The sequence below is a fragment of the Rahnella sp. 1L-D-7-B-C2 genome (assembly GCF_057290995.1).
Window position 1 is genome coordinate 1 of the sequence record NZ_JBXAVQ010000037.1, and the last position, 4462, is coordinate 4462.

General features: G+C 38.8%; 2 protein-coding genes. Both read right to left on the minus strand.

Annotated features, from left to right (window positions below; translation table 11 throughout):
- Positions 1-89 precede the first annotated feature (89 nt).
- Positions 90-1829, minus strand: coding sequence for a DEAD/DEAH box helicase (locus AC0Z7K_RS24235; RefSeq protein WP_485616251.1), 1740 nt, complete (start codon positions 1827-1829; stop codon positions 90-92).
- Positions 1822-4380, minus strand: coding sequence for a DNA methyltransferase (locus tag AC0Z7K_RS24240; RefSeq protein WP_485616252.1), 2559 nt, complete (start codon positions 4378-4380; stop codon positions 1822-1824). The genes AC0Z7K_RS24235 and AC0Z7K_RS24240 overlap by 8 nt, the downstream gene beginning before the upstream one ends.
- Positions 4381-4462: the final 82 nt, after the last annotated feature.

The following is a 4462-nucleotide window of genomic DNA, read 5'->3' on the forward strand; positions in this document are numbered from 1 at the left end:
GCGTTTGTTACGTCCGGTCATAATGTCACCTGTTTTGACTATGAGGCGATGATATCACCTCTATTCAGGTGGCCAAATTAACTATGCCACTACAGAACCAACTTAAGTGTATCCGTGTTAATCGCTTTTGATAGGATCTCAAACGCTTTCTGGAACGGATTTACTTGGTCGATAAGGTCAATATGCAGCTCATCAATATTGATGAATTTATCGGCCATACGAACAAACTTCTTGCCCCCCTCCTCTTTAATTTCAGATGCTGCAAACGCTGAGTCCACAACAACTCGCTGACGAATTTCCTCTATCTCCTCTTTAGAAAGATCTGGGTATTTTTTCTCAATAAGTTTAGGGATCAGCACCTTGTTAATAACTTCAGGATCATGACCTGCGGCAGATGCTTTAACAATATTGTCATCTTGCAAAATCGAAGCCTTTAAGTCATCAAGGTCTGTTTCTAATATTTGCTTAGTTCGCTTGGTACTTGGCTCTTTCAAACCACCAATGCTGATCACCCCCGGCGGGGTTGAGTCCTTATCTACAGGGCCTTTTGCTTTAAACTTAAAGTTTGGCGCCAACACTTGCTCCATAAGAAGAGAACAAGTGATTGCCTTGAGCATATTATTCACTGCATAGTTAACTTGATCATTTGAAGCATCAGGTTCCGCAATCAAGTTAGTAAACTGAGCATGAATCTTGTTATGACTATCACGAGTACAGCGACCGATAATCTGCACAATTTCCGTCAAAGAGTTACGATAACCAATCGTCAGAGCATGCTCACAAAAACTCCAGTCAAAGCCCTCTTTTGCCATGCCCAGAGCAATAATGATATCAATATCGTCTTCATGGTCGATATCACGTAAAAACGCCTGAGTTTTCTCTCTGTCGTTTTCATCCCATACGAGGTCGGCAACTTTAATGATTTTGCCATCTTCTTTACGTTTTATATGAATGACACCAGTATCATGATCTGTGAATTGGTACTCACCAATAATGTCTAAGATAGCCGCAACCTGCTCATATTTATCATCTTTCCCTGATTCAGCAGAGTTTACGTTTGGGATATGAACGATAGTCTTCTTATCGGTATCCAACACATCTTCAATCGCAGTTAAGTAATGCCCTTTATAGAAGTGATAGCCAATACCCAGAGATTTGAGGTGCTGATAGCCGTTTAATTGCTCAAAGTAGTTAAAAGAAACCTTATCAAACTTCATCTCATCTTCAGGAGTCAGGATAGATACACTATCCCCGCGGAAGTAAGATCCCGTCATAGCGACAATATGTGCAGTGCTGTTCTCAATAAGAGTACATAATACATCGCCCAACACGTTATCACCATCGGCTGAAACATGATGGAACTCATCGATTGCCAACAAAATATTATCAAAAGCAGAATCTTCTAGCTCTTGGTACGCAAAACGCAGAGTTGCGTGAGTACAAATTAAAATTCTTTCATCACTTCCTAAAAACTCTTTAAAGATTTTAACTTTACTTTGATTGCTGACAGACGTGCATAAGTTGTAGTGTGGATTAATGTTCCAATCCGTAAAAAATCCGTATTTCGTTAGTTCGGTGTATCCAAAAGAGCCGCCGATAGAACGCTCAGGAACAGCGACAATAACTTTGTCGATACCCTGATTGTGAAGTTTATCCAAGCCAATGAACATCAAGGCACGAGACTTACCAGAAGCAGGTGGTGCTTTGATCAATAGATATTGGCTTGCTCGCTGCTCAAAAGCGCGAGCCTGCATGGCTCGCATTCCCATATCATTGGTATTGGTACTTTCGCCTGTTTGGGCGTAGGTTACGTGGACTAAATCAGGCATGTCGTTTATCTACCATACTATTATAATAATCAATAAGAAAAGACAATCTCTCTTCATCATTAAAAAATGACTTTTTGGAATATAAATCTTCAATCACTTTATCTAAATTTTTGTGAGCTAGCCGCAAATCCTTTGGCATTAGATTTGGGTCATATAGGTCAGATATAGTTTTACTTGGATAATTTTCCCTTATAGATAGAATTTCCAAGCCTAAAGCTTCAATTTCATTTTTTTGTTCTTTTGTTAACGCGGGAAATGGAAATGTATTATAAGTTAAAGATGTAGAGTATCTTATATCTGATTTTAATCTTCCAGATGTTATAAACGTCCAAACCATATGCATTTTTGATGAAATTACTCCAAAAATAAATAGTTCAGGATCATATAACACCTGGGCTGACTCAAGACTAATAATGTCACTTGAAAGTAATCCTGCAGGTATGTACTCTCGCCTTTCAGACGAAGTTCGAGGCATTAATATAAAGTACTCTTTTGCTCGATGCCGATAACGAAATTGATGGCTTCGCTCACAAAGGGAGCGAGCAACTTCACCACCATTTTCTCGAGCAGACCTTACAATTTCAAACCGCTCAACTAACGGTGGAATTACCATTGCTTTACTTAACTCAGAATCTTCAACCCATATGCACCATTTTTCAGAGTTTTTTATAAACTCACTACCGCCAACCAATCTTTTAAAAAAAACAGATGATTCTGGATAATCTAAAATTATTTTATCTTTTTCTTCTTTTGTTAATTTCAAGCCCCCACCATCAACAGGTTGGTTACCATACTCCATTTTTGGAAGCTTAGATAACGGCTTACTTCTTTTATCAATAAATATATTCTCATTATCTGTAAGGTATGGTGAGATGTTTTTCACCATCATAGAGCTTTTATTTCTGAATATATACTTAGGGCAATTTGATTTTTTCCTAATCCCTACAATCACACAAATTACAGCTGCTTTGTCCTTTGCATTATTTTCCCATTTAAAAGATTCATATGCAAAGAAAAACTCGACATCAGCTTTTAATAAATTTTGCCAAAGTAATGAGACTTGCTCACCTTGAAAAGCAGAGTTTGTACTTACAAATGCAGATTTTGCATTATTATTATTTACATACTCCACAGCTTTGTAAAACCAAATAGATATATAATCTAAGCTATTTACACCTTTTAATTTCCCCAGTACTTTTCTCACATCTGACTTTTGGTCTTTATTCTGATTTCGCGCACCAAGATATGGAGGATTACCTAAAATATAAACCTCATCACCATCATTCACGGAACAAACCATTTCCCAATTGGTAATTGCCGCATTATCCGCCACAATTTTTCCACTTTGTTTCAATGGAAGTGTTGGTACCGTATAGCCAAATTCAGTTTCAAACACCATGTTCATTTGGTGCTCTACTAACCAAAGTGAAAGAATAGCCATCTCATGAGCAAAATCATCAAGCTCAATGCCATAGAATTGGTCTAGGCGGATAGCCGAATGAGACTCGTCAAATAACCCCGTCATTCCTGAGTCAGACTCACCTTCTAGCTCACGAATGCGCTTTAGGATCTCAATCTCTAGTTCACGAATTTCTTTGTACGTAATAATCAAAAAGTTGCCTGAACCACACGCAGGGTCAAAGAACTTGATGCGGCTTAGACGAACCTGAAGCTTCTTCAGTTTGTTGATATTGTCATTGCACTTATCAAATTCCTCATAAAGCTCATTCAAGAACAGTGGCTCAATCACTTTCATGATGTTTGATACCGAGGTGTAGTGCATCCCCATTTTGCTTCGTGTTTCAGGGTCGGCAACACCTTGAATCATCGAACCAAAAATATCAGGGTTTATATCAGCCCAATCTAATTGGCCGGAATCAAGCAACATACGACGAGCTTTGGCATCGAATGATGGCACTCTAATCTGGCGCTTAAATAACCCACCATTAACATATGGAAAATCATTAAGATACTTTGGAAAATCATTACGCTGATGTGCTGGTGTATTCAATACATAAAACAAACGTTCAAATACGCCATGTAGATCGATTCCATCTTCTTGCGTATGTTGATTCAGAAGGTTTGTGAATTGGCTCTCAGAGAAGATTTTTGTATCTTCTGCAAAGAAACAGAAAAGCAGGCGGTTGAGGAATACTACCAAATCATGCAACTGTTCTTTCGTGGCATTCGCTGGATAGTTGGTAGCTTTGATATGGTCAAAGAAATCCGCCATCTTCTCAGCAGCTTTGACATCCGCCGGGTTTTCACCACGATAAACCATTTTCTCCATACCCGCCCACGGTAAGAAGAAATCAAAATGTTTCGGTAGCTGACCAAGCTCGATATCAAGCGTGTCTTGAGTCTTTGTATCAATAGCAATAAGCTGAGAGAAATCAGTGATAACAACAAAACGAATCTTGTTGGTAGCAACCGTTTTGCTGTTTTTGAGAGCATCTATTTCAGCGAACAAGTTTGACGTACATGGCTTAAAGTAAAGGTGACGCTTTAAGATCACCTCACCAGCGTCCTTAGCTAGGTTTGTAGTGGTCAAGCAAAACTGGCCACGGCTTTAGAGTTTTTCCAGAACAATCGCTCTGATTCATTTGGCGTCAAACCACCATTATATTGATGAG